The organism is Pseudonocardia sp. EV170527-09, assembly GCF_008369905.1.
Taxonomy (GTDB): Bacteria; Actinomycetota; Actinomycetes; order Mycobacteriales; family Pseudonocardiaceae; genus Pseudonocardia.
This window is the reverse complement of sequence record NZ_VRMC01000056.1, coordinates 26,954-39,594: the sequence shown is the minus strand read 5'-3', so window position 1 is coordinate 39,594 and position 12,641 is coordinate 26,954. Positions and strand designations below refer to the sequence as shown.

General features: G+C 74.4%; 11 protein-coding genes. 1 reads left to right on the top strand and 10 read right to left on the bottom strand.

Going from position 1 to position 12,641, the window contains the following annotated elements; translation table 11 throughout:
- Window positions 1–63: 63 nt before the first annotated feature.
- Both FVA95_RS17995 and FVA95_RS17990 read right to left on the bottom strand, forming a co-directional pair.
- Window positions 64–285 carry a hypothetical protein gene (locus FVA95_RS17995; protein WP_149665236.1) on the bottom strand — a complete coding sequence of 74 codons (222 nt, stop codon included), beginning with the start codon at window positions 283–285 and terminating at the stop codon, window positions 64–66.
- Between the two features lie 105 nt (window positions 286–390).
- Window positions 391–1,149, bottom strand: coding sequence for a class I SAM-dependent methyltransferase (locus tag FVA95_RS17990; protein ID WP_149665235.1), 759 nt, complete (start codon window positions 1,147–1,149; stop codon window positions 391–393).
- A 166-nt stretch (window positions 1,150–1,315) separates the two neighbouring features.
- Here FVA95_RS17990 and fabG point away from each other — a divergent pair, with 166 nt between their 5' ends.
- Window positions 1,316–2,074, top strand: a complete 759-nt coding sequence (gene fabG / locus FVA95_RS17985; RefSeq protein ID WP_149665234.1) for a 3-oxoacyl-ACP reductase FabG — start codon at window positions 1,316–1,318, stop codon at window positions 2,072–2,074.
- 67 nt (window positions 2,075–2,141) lie between these two features.
- On the opposite strand, the gene FVA95_RS17980 is transcribed toward fabG, so the two are convergent.
- From FVA95_RS17980 to FVA95_RS17945, 8 genes are all read right to left on the bottom strand, one after another.
- Window positions 2,142–3,488, bottom strand: a complete 1,347-nt coding sequence (locus tag FVA95_RS17980; RefSeq protein WP_020623148.1) for a hypothetical protein — start codon at window positions 3,486–3,488, stop codon at window positions 2,142–2,144.
- Between the two features lie 288 nt (window positions 3,489–3,776).
- Window positions 3,777–5,483: a thiol reductant ABC exporter subunit CydC gene (gene cydC / locus FVA95_RS17975; RefSeq protein WP_149665232.1), complete on the bottom strand. Its 1,707-nt coding sequence runs from the start codon at window positions 5,481–5,483 to the stop codon at window positions 3,777–3,779.
- On the bottom strand, window positions 5,480–7,288 hold the full coding sequence (cydD, locus tag FVA95_RS17970; RefSeq protein WP_240051564.1) for a thiol reductant ABC exporter subunit CydD: 1,809 nt from the start codon (window positions 7,286–7,288) through the stop codon (window positions 5,480–5,482). Before cydD ends, cydC begins: the two co-directional genes overlap by 4 nt.
- A 5-nt stretch (window positions 7,289–7,293) precedes the next feature.
- Entirely contained in the window at window positions 7,294–8,361 is a 1,068-nt protein-coding gene (gene cydB, locus FVA95_RS17965; protein ID WP_149665230.1) for a cytochrome d ubiquinol oxidase subunit II, read from the bottom strand.
- A gap of 17 nt (window positions 8,362–8,378) precedes the next feature.
- Window positions 8,379–9,884, bottom strand: coding sequence for a cytochrome ubiquinol oxidase subunit I (locus FVA95_RS17960; RefSeq protein WP_149665229.1), 1,506 nt, complete (start codon window positions 9,882–9,884; stop codon window positions 8,379–8,381).
- A gap of 146 nt (window positions 9,885–10,030) precedes the next feature.
- Complete coding sequence (locus FVA95_RS17955; RefSeq protein ID WP_149665228.1) at window positions 10,031–10,960, bottom strand: alpha/beta hydrolase; 930 nt, start codon at window positions 10,958–10,960, stop codon at window positions 10,031–10,033.
- Window positions 10,961–11,071: 111 nt separating this feature from the next.
- The gene (locus FVA95_RS17950; RefSeq protein ID WP_240051563.1) at window positions 11,072–11,788 is read right to left on the bottom strand and encodes an FAD-binding oxidoreductase; all 717 of its coding nucleotides are present in this window, start codon (window positions 11,786–11,788) and stop codon (window positions 11,072–11,074) included.
- Between the two features lie 2 nt (window positions 11,789–11,790).
- On the bottom strand, window positions 11,791–12,396 hold the full coding sequence (locus FVA95_RS17945) for a sulfite oxidase-like oxidoreductase (RefSeq protein WP_149665227.1): 606 nt from the start codon (window positions 12,394–12,396) through the stop codon (window positions 11,791–11,793).
- Window positions 12,397–12,641: the final 245 nt, after the last annotated feature.

Here is a 12,641-nt window from a genome sequence, read left to right as displayed (position 1 = left end):
AGGACAGAGCACTGTCCCCGGTCCCGGCAGCCGTGTCATGATCGCGCCCGGGCCAACGACACGTCAGGTCGTCCATCGACCGACACCACAGCCCGTCCCCGGACAGACGCCGAGGGCCACCACGCGCTGCGGGCGGGCGGGGATCTCCGCGGTGCCGAAGGCGTTGTCGATGCGGACGGGGAACGCGCCGTCGGATCCGGACGGCGCGGCGGCCGGGCCCGGATCGGAGGCGCAGGCGGTGAGCAGGCCTGCGAGGGCCAGCAGGATGATCAGTCGTCGGAGCACTCCGGGACAATAGCCGAGGCTTACCTAACCCGGAATGTTCGGAAGGTCTCGCGGCTGCGCGCTCGCACCGGCCGACGCGTCGCGGACCGGTGCGAACGCGTCGGGTCAGTCGCGCGGGCGGCGCTTGCGGGCCACGACGGCCCGGTACAGCAGCGGGTCGCGGCTGGTCGCGAGCCGGTGCCGGTAGACGGTCGCCCCGAGCTCCTCGAGCTCGCCGGAGGCCAGCAGCGACGAGATGAGGCCGGCGAACCCGGAGGTGTCGCCGTCGGTCAGGAAGTCGTCCCGCAGGGTGATCGCGACGAAGCCGTCGTCGGCGACCATGTCGAACGCGGTGCGGAACGCAGCGGGTGGGATGTCACCGAAGCCGAGCGCGGCGACGCAGGTCAGGGCGTCGAAGCCGCCCGAGGCGATGTTCTCGACGGTCTCGTCGTCGAGGGCGGTGAGGTCGACGACGTGGTAGTCGTCGTAGACCCCGGGGCGGTCGCGTTCGGCGGCGTCGCGGGCCTCGGGGAGGATGTCGATCCCCACGACCTTCCCGACGCCGCGGGCGCGCAGCTCCTCGGCGACGATGCCGTTGCCGGCGCCGACATCGAGGACGCGCAGCCCGGACGGGTCGACACCGACGGCGTCGAGCTGCTCGGCCAGGGCGCCCGCGACCACGGCGGGGGACTGGCACTGCAGGATGTCGTAGAACAGCTTCTCGTAGAGGCCGGGGATCTTGAACAGCTCGTCGTAGTCGTGGAAGCGGTACTCGGTCCACCCCTGTCCGAGGTCGATGACGCAGTACTCCGCGTCCTGCTCGAACGAGGTCGTGGGCTCCGGCAGAGCAAGCCGGTAGGTCGGTTCGGAACGCTCGACGGCCATGAAAATCCTTCCTGGTCGGGAACGGACACCTCGACGCTAGTGCACCCGAGGCATCCGATCGGGGGTGAGCGACGTCGCACGGACCGCGATGTGGCGTGGCGGTGGGGGGTGACACGATCGGCAGCGGGAGACACCCGGAGATCACCGTCGATCAGCGAGGAGAGACATGACCCAGCAGCAGAGGACCGCGATCGTCACCGGTGGGGCGCGCGGCATCGGGGCCGCCACCGCGATCCGGCTCGCCGCCGACGGACACAAGGTCGCGGTGCTGGACCTGGAGGAGTCGGCCGCGAAGGCGACCGTCGAGGCCATCGAGTCCGCGGGCGGGACCGCGGCCGCGTTCGGTGCGAACGTCGCCGACGAGCAGGCCGTCGCCGCCGCCGTCGACACGGTCACCGAACGCCTCGGTGCGCCCACCGTGCTGATCAACAACGCCGGCATCACCAAGGACAACCTGCTGTTCAAGATGACCGTCGACGACTGGGACGCGGTCATGGGTGTGCACCTGCGCGGTGCGTTCCTGATGACCCGCGCGGTGCAGAAGCACATGGTCGACGCCGCCTGGGGTCGGGTCGTGAACCTGTCCTCGACCTCGGCGCTGGGCAACCGCGGCCAGGCGAACTACTCCGCGGCGAAGGCCGGCATGCAGGGCTTCACCAAGACCCTGGCGATCGAGCTCGGCAAGTTCGGCGTCACCGCGAACTGCATCGCCCCCGGCTTCATCGCCTCGGAGATGACCAAGGCGACCGCCGAGCGGATCGGCGTGGACTGGGAGGACTTCAAGGCCGCCCGGGCCAAGGAGATCCCGGTGCAGCGCCCCGGCGCGCCCGAGGACATCGCCCAGACCGTGTCGTTCTTCGTCGACGAGCGCTCGTCGTTCGTGAGCGGCCAGGTCATCTACGTGGCCGGTGGCCCGAAGGCCTGACCCACCCCACGACGAACGGGCCGGCACCGCTGCTGCGGTGCCGGCCCGTTCTGCCGTCGCGGGGGTGTCAGGACCTGGTGGTCATCGGCACGATCGCCCAGCCGGGGATGTCCTCCTGGCCGGACACCGGCACCGCGTCGGCGGAGAAGTTGACCAGCAGCATCGAGCCGTCGGCCGCGCGGAAACCGCCCAGCGAGGAGCCGTCGGTGGCCCGGCCCAGCTCGACGGTGCCCTCGCGGAGCCGGGGTACCAGCCAGCGCCACGCCTCGGTCAGCGGGGTCGCCTGTCCGCCGTTCTCCTCGGTGGCCGGGGTCCACAGCGAGGAGTACTCGAGCGAGCTGCTGCCCTCGGGCCCCCAGAGCAGCGCGCCCTGGGTGCCGGAGCGGGCCATCGCCTGCAGAGCGGCGATCGTCGAGACCGCGCTTGCGGGGGAGTCGAAGCCGGCCTGGGCGTCGGCGGGGACGTTCGCGTAGAACTCGGCCCACCAGATCGGCAGCTGCGTCCGCTCCTGGATCCAGCGGTCGATCACCGAGAACTTCTCCGCGCCGACGTCGACCGGGGAGATCGCGTCCTGCTGTCCGCGGTTGGTCGTGGAACCGTCGACGACGATGAAGTCCGCGCCGACGTTGTTCTTCAGCCAGTAGTCCAGGACGTCGAGCGGGCGCTGGTCGAGCGCCCCCCAGGGGCCTCGGATGTTCGAGGCGTCGTGCGAGTCGACCGGGACGCTGCTCATGACGACGTAGGGGCCGCCGACCTGCACGTCGGGCCGGACGGACTTCACGGCCTGGTAGACCTGGTTGTAGAAGTTCGTGTAGCCCTCGTAGTCCCAGCGGTTCTCGGCCTGGTTGTAGAAGCCCTTCAGCTCGTTCCACACCAGGACGCGGTCGACCTGCGGGTACCGCTGCACGGCCTCACGGGCGAGGTTGGCGAAGTCGGCGAAGTGCTCGGGCAGCGGGGCCTTCTCGAGCCGGTCCCAGCGGGTGTCGCCGCTGTCGCGCGGTGCGCCCTTCATCCAGTCCGGGGAGCAGCACAGCGTCAGCATGGCCTTGCCGCCGGTCTCCTCGGTGAGCTGCATCCGGCGGTCCAGCGAGCCCCAGTCGAACTCACCGGGCCGCGGCTCGGGGTTGAGCGTGCCGAAGCCCATGATGTGGTGGTTCTGGTACTCCTGGCCGAGGCTCGACAGGATGTCGACCCCGCGCTGGCGGGCCTGCGCTGGCTCGGTGTCGTCGAGGCTGTCCTGGGTGTGGGTCACCCCGATCTCCATCGGTCCCGGCTGCTTGTCCCACCGCCAGCTGCCCAGGTCGACGGCCTTCGCGGAGGCCTCCAGGGCCGACGACGGCGCGGTGCCTCCGGCGGTGTCGTCACCGCCGACCCCCGAGGTGCAGGCGGCGAGGGCCAGGACCCCCGAGAGCACCAGGGCCAGGGCCGGGGCCCGGCGCAGGCCGGGCCGGAACCGGGGGGTCCGCGACGCGGACCTCGGTCCTGACGTCGTCGGGGAGGGACGGCGTGACGCTCGCACGGGGTGGTGACCTCACGTTCTGACCGGACGCGGCGCCGGGCGGATGCCGTGGCGCACGCGGGCTCGTACTGACTCCTGCACTCCTGCGCGGGACGGTGTCCCGGCGAGGTGCTCCCAGCGTGTCAGGGGCCTCCTGTGACCTGACTGAGAGAACCGCGGGCGCCCGGAGCCGGCGCGAGCCCGCTATCGGACGTTCGGAGCAGGGTAGGGCCGCGGTTCGCGAGGGCTGCACGCAGCCCCGTCACGCAGGTGGACCTTCTTGTCGCGCAGCGTGTACACGCGGTCGGCCCGCGGCAGCACCGCCGGGTCGTGGGTGATGACCAGCACCGCGCGCCCCGCCGCGGCGGCGAGCAGGTCGTCGAGGACGGCGTCGCGGGTGTCCGGGTCGAGGTGGGCGGTGGGCTCGTCGAGCACCAGCACCGCCGGGTCGACGAGCAGCGCGCGGGCCAGCGCGAGCCGCCGGCGCATCCCACCGGACAGCCGGGCGCCGTGTGCGCCGACCTCGTCGTCGAGCGCCAGGCCGGTGAGCCCGACCCGGCGCAGGACGGCGTGCAGGACGGCGTCGTCGGCGTCGGGGGCGGCCAGGCGCAGGTTCTCCCGGACCGTCGAGTCGAACACGTGCGGGTCGGCCGGCACCCCGGACACCACCGCGCGGACCTCCTCGGGAGGCCGCACCGCCAGGTCGTGCCCGTCGAGCCGGACGGTGCCCGCGCGCGGGTCGAGGAACCGGAACAGCACCGCGGCCAGCGTCGACTTGCCCGACCCACTGGGGCCGACCAGCGCCACGACCTCCCCGCGTCCGACGTCGAGGTCCACCCCGTGCAGGACGGTGCGGCCGCGGCCGTCCGGTCCCGGTCCGGGCCAGGCGGCGGTGAGACCTCGGATCGCCAGGTCGCCGCGGCGGGGCAGCGGGGTGGATCCCGGTTCGCGGTGTGCGACGGCGGGCGCGGCGCCGAGCACCGGAACCAGCCGGGCCAGCCCGGCGCGGACCGCGGCGAGCCGGGCCGCGGCGGCGGGCAGCGGCGCGACGATCTCGAACGCGGCCAGCGCGGTCAGCACCAGCACGGCCAGCGGGACCACACCCAGCGCACCGGCGTCGACGGCGGCGACGCCCAGCAGCAACGTCCCGGCCAGGGTGAGCCCGGCGACCAGGGCGCCGGATCCCGCGCCGAGGCCGAGCAGCGCGGCGTCGCGGCGGGCGGTGCGGGTCAGCTCGGCGTCGGCCCGGGCGACCGCGTCGACGGCGTGGCCGGTCGCGCCGTGGGCCAGCAGCTCGGGGCCGCCGTCGAGCAGGTCGACCAGGGCGGTCGCCAGCCGGTCCCTCGCGACGCCGGCGCGCTCGGCGGGCCGCCGCGACAGCGCCGCGGCGAGGGCGGGCACCGCGACCCCGGCGAGCAGCAGCCCGCCCGCGAGCAGCGCGCCGCCGGGGAGGTGGAGCGCGGTGGCGAGCAGCACCGCACCGGACCCGGCGACCGCGGCCGCGACGACCGGCAGCATCCCGCGCACGACCAGGTCCTGCACGGAGTCGGTGTCGCCGACCAGCCGGGCGACGAGCTCGCCGGACCGGAACCGGTGGACCGGCTCGGTGGCGGAGAGCCGGGCGTAGACGCGGCCGCGCATGTCCGACAGCGCGCGCAGGGCGGCGTCGTGCCCGACCAGCCGCTCGGCGTAGCGGGCGATTCCGCGTCCGACGCCGAGGGCGCGGGTGAGCACGACGGCGACCGACAGCGCCGTCACCGACGGGTGCTGGGCGGCGGTGGCGAGCAGCCAGGCGGCCAGCGACAGCAGCCCGGCACCGCAGGCGGTGGCGAGCGCGCCGAGCAGTGCGCCGCCGACGACGCCGCGCAGCCGGGGCGCCAGCACGCTGCGGGCGAGCGACCAGGGGCTCATCGGGGACTCCCGGCGGGTGCGGTCGTGGTCGGGGTGATCGTGACCGGAGTGATCGTGACCGTGCGGTCGGTGTGCTCGGCCCAGCCCGCGTCGTGGGCGACGACGACCGAGGTGCGCCCGCGCAGCAGCTCGGTGGCCGCGGTGCGGACCGCGGCGGCGGAGTCGGGGTCGAGGTGCGCGGTCGGCTCGTCGAGCAGGACCAGCGGGGCGTCGCGCAGGAACGCCCTGGCCAGCGCGACCCGCTGGCGCTCGCCGGAGGACAGCTGCGTGCCGCCCTCACCGAGCACGGTGTCCCAGCCCCGGGGCAGCCGGGCGACGACGGTGTCGAGCCCGGCCCGGCGTGCGGCCGCGCGGACGGCGTCGTCGGTGGCGTGGTCCCGCCCGGCGCCGAGCCGGACGTTGGCGGCGACGGTGTCGGCGAACAGGTGCGGCTGCTGCGGGACCCAGGCCACCCCGCGCCGCCAGGCGTCCAGGTCCAGCTCCGCGAGCTCGGCGCCGGTTCCGTCCCGGCCGTGCACGGTCACGGTGCCGCCGGTCGGGGCGACCGTGCCGAGCAGCACGCCGAGCAGGGTGGACTTCCCGGCCCCGGACGGGCCGCGCAGCAGCACCGTCTCACCGGGGGTGAGGGTCAGCGACAGCCCGGCGACGGCGTCGGTGTCCGCGCCGGGGTAGCGCACCCGCAGCCCGTCGACGGTCAGGCCGCGCCCGGCCGGGTCGGCGGGCGGCACCGGAGCGGTCCCGCCGGTGGCACCGCCGACGGGGCGGTCGAGCTCGGTGAACACCTGCCGGGCGGCGGCGACTCCCTCCATGCTGGCGTGGAACCGGGCACCGACCTCGCGCAGCGGCAGGTACGCCTCCGGGGCCAGGACCAGCACGAACAGCGCGGTGGCGTAGTCGAGGTTCCCGTAGAGCAGCCGCAGCCCGACCTCGACGGCGACCAGGGCGACGGCGAGCGTCGCGAGGACCTCCAGCACGAACGCGGACAGGAACGCGACCCGCAGGGTGCCGGTCATGGCGTGCCGGTGGGCGTCGGTGGTCTCCCGGACCTTGCCCGCGACGACCTGCGCGCGGCGGAACAGTGCGAGGGTCGGCAGCCCCTGCACGACGTCGAGGAAGTGCCCGCCGAGGCGCGACAGCAGCCGCCACTGGCGGTCGGTCCTGGCCCGGGTGTGCATCCCGACCAGGACCATGAACAGCGGGATCAGCGGCAGCGTCACCCCGATGACGACCGCGGAGATCCAGTCGGCGTCGGCGACGACGATCAGCACCGCGACCGGGACGAGGACGGCGAGCACCAGCTGGGGCAGGTAGCGGGCGAAGTAGTCGTCGAGGGCGTCGAGCCCGCGGGTGGCGAGGGTGACGATCTCGCCCGAGGACCGCCGCGGGTCCGGCGCGGCGAGCGCGAGCCGGCGCACGAGCTGCATCCGCAGCTGGGACTTGGCGCGGGCGGCGCTGCGCAGTGCCGCGGACTCCGCGCCGTAGGACAGCAGCGCCCGCGCCACCGCGACGACGGCGACGCCCCCGACCAGCCAGGCCAGGGTGTCGAGCCCGGCGCCCGGACCGGTGGGCGTGCCGTCGGTGGCGAACGACGGCGTCGCCCCGGCCACCACCCGTGACACGAGCCAGGCCTGGGCCAGGATCAGTCCGGTCGCGGCGACCCCGCAGCCCGCGGCGACGGCCAGGTGCACCCGGACCGCGCTCGCGGTGCGCAGCAGCCGCGGGTCGACGGGCGGTCCGCCCGAGGGCGGCGCCCCGGCGGTGCCCGACGGGACCGACGGAGCCGACGGGGTGGATGGGTGCGACACGGTCGTCATCGTGGTGCCGGTACCGCGGTGCCACGAGGGCCGCCAGAGGTCGCATCCGGTGCGACCCGCGCCCCGCCGAGGCGCTTGCGGAACACCCAGTAGCTCCAGGACTGGTAGGCGGGGACCAGCGGCAGGAACACGGCCGCGACCCAGCTCATGACCGTGAGCGTGTAGGGTGCGGACGCGGCGTTCGCGACGGTGAGGGTGTGGGCGGGGTCGGTGGTCGAGGGCAGCAGCGACGGGTACAGCTGCCCGAACAGCACGACTGACAGCCCGCCGATCGACAGCGCGGTGGCGGTGAACGCCCACCCCTCGCGGCCGAGCAGCAGCGCCACCCCGGCCGCGGCGAGGGCCAGCCCGCTGACCCAGGCGACCGTGCCGGTCCAGGACGGCTCACGCAGGGCGAGCGTCGCGGCCAGGAAGGCGACGGTGACCAGCAGGACCGGGACGACCGCCCGCAGGGCGAACCGGCGTGCCCGGTACCGCACCGGCCCGTCGGTCTTGAGCGCCAGGAACACCGCGCCGTGCAGGAGGAACAGCGCGGTGGTGACGACGCCGCCGAGCAGGGCGTAGCCGTTCAGCAGGTCCGCGAGCGATGCCGTGACCACGGTGTTCTGCCCGCTGCCCGGGGCGCTGAGCACGGTCGGCAGGCCGCGGACCAGGTTGGCGAGCACCAGGCCCCACACGAAGGCCGGGACCAGCGACCCGAGAGCGATCATGAGGTCCCAGCGGGCCTTCCAGGCCGCGTCGGAGCGCTTGTGCCGGTACTCCAGCCCGACCCCGCGCACGATCAGGCCCAGCAGGACGAGCAGGACCGGCAGGTAGAGACCGGACAGCGTCGCGGCGTACCAGGCGGGGAACGCGGCGAACATCGCGCCGACGGCGGCGATCAGCCACACCTCGTTGCCGTCCCACACCGGGCCGATCGCGCCGAGCGCCGCCTCGCGGTCGGCCTCGTCGTCGCGGCCCAGGACGCGGACCAGCATCCCGACGCCGAAGTCGAACCCCTCGAGCACCAGGTAGCCGGTCCACAGCACGGCCACGGCCAGGAACCAGATCGTGGGCAGGTCCATCGTCGTCCCTCCGCAGGTCAGTAGCTGAACGCCGCGGGGCGGCGCTCGTCGTCGGTGCCGACGGCGGGGCCGTCGTCGGGGCCGTCGGGATCGTCGGTGTAGGGGAGTGCGGCGCCGGGACCGGCCTGCACGTAGCGGAACAGCAGCCGCACCTCGACGACGGCGAGCACCCCGTAGAGCGCGGTGAACGTGGCCAGGGAGAACGCGACCTGGCCCAGGCTCACCCCGGGGGAGACGCTCTGGGCGGTGAGCAGCTCGCCGTGCACCGTCCAGGGCTGGCGGCCCATCTCGGTCAGCACCCAGCCGGCGATGTTCCCGGCCAGCGCCGCGGGCAGGGCGGCGATCACGCCCCGGTAGGCCCACCGCTGGAGCCGCCCGGCCGGAGCCGGTGCGCCGTCGCGGGTGAACCCGGGCAGCCGTCCGCCGCGGGTGAGCCAGAGCCCGGCCGTCGCGACCGCGACCCCGGCCAGGCCGAGGCCCATCATCAGCCGGAACGCCCAGTAGAGGACGGCGATGTTGGGCCGGTAGTCCCCGGGGCCGTAGAGCGCCTCGTACTGCGCCTGCACGTTCTCGATGCCCTGCACCGGGCCCCACGGGCTCCCGGTGGCCAGGAAGCTCAGGACGCCGGGGATCTGCACGTTGATGTGGTTGCGGCTGCCCTGGACGTCGCCGACGGCGAACAACGAGAACCCGGCCGACTCCTCGGTCTGCCACAGCGCCTCGGCCGAGGCGAGCTTCATCGGCTCGTAGGTGGCGGCCAGCTTGGCCTGGTGGTCACCGGAGGCGATGACCAGCACCCCGGCGACGAGGGTGACGAGGAACCCGGTGCGCAGGGTCTTGCGGAACAGCGTGTGCTCGCTCGGGTGCGGCGTCGCGTCACCGGATCGGCGCCAGCGCTCGCGCATCAGCTTCCAGGCGCTCACCGCGGCGACGAACAGGCCCGCGATCAGGAACGCCGCGGCGACGACGTGGGCGTAGGTCGACCAGGCCTGCGGGTTGGTCAGCACGGCGCCGATGTCGGTGAGCCGGGCCCGGCCGGTGGCGCGGTCGACCTCGTAGCCGACCGGGTTCCGCATCCAGGCGTTCGCCGCGAGGATGAAGTACGCCGAGAGGTTCGACCCGATCGCGGCGGCCCAGATGCAGGCCAGGTGCACGCCCCGGCGCAGCCGGTCCCACCCGAAGATCCACAGCCCGATGAAGGTGGACTCGAGGAAGAACGCGATGAGCGCCTCCATCGCCAGCGGCGCGCCGAACACGTCGCCGACGAAGGTGGAATAGGCGCTCCAGTTCATCCCGAACTGGAACTCCTGCACGATCCCGGTGACCACACCCATCGCGAAGTTGATCAGGAACAGCTTCCCGAAGAACTTCGTCGCCCGCAGGTACTCCTCCCGGCCCGTGCGGAACCAGGCGGTCTGCAGCGACGCGACGATCACCGACAGTCCGATGGTCAGCGGCACGAACAGGAAGTGGTAGATCGTGGTGATCCCGAACTGCCAGCGAGCCAGGTCGAGCGCGTCCATCGGGACCTCCCGAGCGAAGTTCTACGTCCAGTAGTAGTTCTACCGGAAGTAGAAGATCAGCGGGGATCCGGGCCCGGTGGCGCTGGACACGCGGGCCGCCGCGGGTGCGCTCGCCCCCCGGGTCCGGGGGGTCCGTCCGGTCCCGGTCAGGCGACGGCGAGCGCGCGCCGCAGGAAGTCCACCTGCGCGGCCACGGACCGCTCGAACATCTCGCCGAGGTAGATGTCGAAGTGCCCGCACGGCAGCTCCAGCACCTCCGAGCCCGCCCCGGCCCGCGCGGCGACCGCACGCACCGACGCCGGCGGCGCGATCGAGTCCCGCGCCGCGACGACGACGAGGATCGGCGCCCGCAGCCGCCGCGCCGCCGTCACCGGGCGGTTGAGCGGGATGCGCAGCGCGCCCCGGGCCCGCATGGTGTTGCGGAACCCGGGTCCGGCGATCGAGGAGTAGCCGCTCACGGCGTCGTGCGAGGTGATCGCCGCGGTCGACCCGGGCGGCCCGAACACCGCGATCCGGTGCGGCGGGCGCCCGAGCAGCCCGGCGGCGGTGTCGCGCAGGCCGTGCCCGGTGAGGCGGGCCAGCTGCCCGGGCCCGGCGTAGCGCAGGATCTCCAGCAGCGCGGCGGCCCCGTCCATCGCGGCACCCTGGGAGATCACCGCGGCGACCTGGCCGTCGCGGGCGGCGACCGGGACGACGTGCCCGCCGGAGTACGAGCTGCCCCACAGCACGATCCGCTCCGGGTCGACGCCGGGCAGCGTGCGGGCGTACGCGATCGCGGCGTGGTAGTCGGCGCGGTGGCGGCCGTGGTGGACGTCCTGGTCGAGCTGCGGGTCGCCGGTGCCGTCGGAGGCGCCGAACCCGCGGTAGTCGAACACCAGCACCGCGCAGCCCGCGGTGGCGAAACGCTGTGCGAAGGGCAGCAGCCCGGAGTCACGGGTGGCGCCGAACCCGTGCGCCATGACGACGCAGGGCCGGCCACGGTCGTTCGTGAGCGCGTCGCCGGACGCCGTGAGGAGCCAGGCCGCGCAGCGCAGCCCGCCGCTCGGGAACGACGTCTCGGCGGGGGTGACGGTCATCGTCGGCTCCTGCGGTGCACGGGCGGATCGAGTCGGTCCGGGCCGCTCGCGGCAGCACGCGGCGACTCGGGGCCGGGTCATCGTGCCGCACCCCGGTGCCCGGCTGCTCGGTCAGGCCCCGGTCGGGCCGAACTGCTCGATCCGGATCGCGTGGTCGGGTACCCCGGCGGCGGCGAGCAGGTCGGCCGCGGCGGCGGAGAAGGCCGGCGAGCCGCACACGAACGCGGTCTCCCCGCCGCGGACCAGCGGGGCGACGTCGGCGAGGGTGAGCCGGCCCGCCGGGCGGGTCGCGCCGGGCGGGGCGGCCCGGGTGAACGCCGCGGTGACCGGCGGACCGGTGAGCTCCTCGCCGTAGAACAGGTCGTCGGGGGTGCGGACCGAGACCAGCATCCGCACCAGGTCGGCACGGCCGACGGCGCGGGCGTGGCGCAGCATCGCGGCCAGCGGGACCTGCCCGGACCCGCCGCCGACCAGCAGCGCGGGGGAGACGCCGTCCCAGGCGAACCAGCCACCGACCGGGCCACGGACCTCCAGCACGTCCCCGACGACGGCGACGTCGTGCAGGAAGCCCGACACCTCGCCGTCGTCGAGACGTTCGACGGTCAGCGCGATCTTCGGCCGCCCGTCGGGCGCGGAGGCGACCGAGTACGAGCGCTGCGCGGTGTAGCCGTCCTCGGCGGTCAGGCGCAGCACGTAGTACTGGCCGGGCAGGTGGGTGGCCGGTTCCTCCAGACCCAGCCGGAAGGTCCTCACCCCCGGGGCCTCGTCGTGCACCGACAGCACGGTCGCGGCCTGCCAGCGCAGGGTGCGGCGTGGGGTGGTGTCCACGGTCAGTCCCCCTGGAACCGCTGCTCGGACCACGGGTCGCCGCGGTCGTGGTAGCCGTTGCGCTCCCAGAAGCCGGGCTCGTCCTCGGCGAGCAGGCGCAGCCCGGCGACCCACTTCGCGCTCTTCCAGAAGTAGAGGTGCGGCACCAGCAGCCGCGCCGGGCCGCCGTGCTCGCGGGTCAGCGGCGCGCCCTGCGCCTCGAACGCCAGCCACGCCCGGCCGCCCGTCAGGTCCGACAGCGGCATGTTCGTGGTGTAGCCCGAGTGCGAGTGCGCGACGGCGAACCGCGCCTCCGGCAGTGGTCCCGCGGCCTCCAGCAGCGTGTCGATCGCGACCCCGCTCCAGCGCATCCCGAACTTCGACCAGGTCGTGACGCAGTGGATGTCGCCGTCCCACCGCTCGCGGGGCACGGCGCGGATCTCGTCCCAGGTCCACTCGACCGGGCGCTGCACGAGACCGTCGATGCGGAAGGTCCAGCGGGCGGTGTCCAGCACGGGGGCGCGTTCGGCGGTCAGCACCGGCCACTGGTCGCCGGCGTCGTACTGGCCGGGCGGCAGCCGTCGGTCACGCGGTCTGCGCCCGACGAATCCTCGGGTCACGCGGGGCATGCCGACCACAATGCACCCCCGCACCCGGTTGTTCCCGCCCCGGCCCGTCTCACCGGCACCCGGCGGCCCGGGGCTACCGGTGAGGACTACCGGCGGGGAACGGCCGGGTGTACGCCGCGAGACCCCCGGACGGCCCCGTTGCGCCAGTCGGGTGCATCACAGGCCGTGCGCGCCTCGCCACAGCGCATGCCCCTGGCGGCACCGGCTCACTAGACTCCGCTGCACTTCGGTGGCGTCGACGACGG

Coding starts and splice junctions, on each gene's coding strand:
- FVA95_RS17945 (WP_149665227.1), bottom strand. CDS start 12,396: ATGCCCCGCGTGACCCGAGGATTCGTCGGGCGCAGACCGCGTGACCGA.
- FVA95_RS17955 (WP_149665228.1), bottom strand. CDS start 10,960: ATGACCGTCACCCCCGCCGAGACGTCGTTCCCGAGCGGCGGGCTGCGC.
- FVA95_RS17990 (WP_149665235.1), bottom strand. CDS start 1,149: ATGGCCGTCGAGCGTTCCGAACCGACCTACCGGCTTGCTCTGCCGGAG.
- fabG (WP_149665234.1), top strand. CDS start 1,316: ATGACCCAGCAGCAGAGGACCGCGATCGTCACCGGTGGGGCGCGCGGC.
- cydB (WP_149665230.1), bottom strand. CDS start 8,361: ATGGACCTGCCCACGATCTGGTTCCTGGCCGTGGCCGTGCTGTGGACC.
- cydC (WP_149665232.1), bottom strand. CDS start 5,483: ATGAGCCCCTGGTCGCTCGCCCGCAGCGTGCTGGCGCCCCGGCTGCGC.
- FVA95_RS17960 (WP_149665229.1), bottom strand. CDS start 9,884: ATGGACGCGCTCGACCTGGCTCGCTGGCAGTTCGGGATCACCACGATC.